Source organism: Pseudotabrizicola sp. L79 (genome assembly GCF_036553525.1).
Taxonomy (GTDB): Bacteria; Pseudomonadota; Alphaproteobacteria; order Rhodobacterales; family Rhodobacteraceae; genus Pseudotabrizicola.
Genome location: NZ_JAZHDA010000025.1, coordinates 1 through 215 on the forward strand (window position 1 = coordinate 1; position 215 = coordinate 215).

The 215-nt window shown below is 63.7% G+C and carries 1 pseudogene; it reads left to right on the plus strand.

What is annotated here, in order from left to right:
• A pseudogene (locus V3C85_RS00070) lies at positions 1 to 215 on the plus strand (hypothetical protein); the annotation flags it as partial.

Sequence of the window (215 nt, forward strand, 5' to 3'; positions counted from 1 at the left end):
CCTACACCGATCTGCCGCTGCAAGCCCTGCTGATGGCCGTCTGGCGTCGCAAGCCAAAGACCAAGGTCTATGTGCACTCCCCCTCTCGCGGTTTGAAGGCAAACCGCTGCCGGGCAGCGGACCAGGGGTCCCAGTTCACCGGCTACGAGTGGCAGGAGTTCCTGGAACAGCACAATCTCGCTCCCAGCATGAGCCGCCGAGCGAACTGCTGGGAC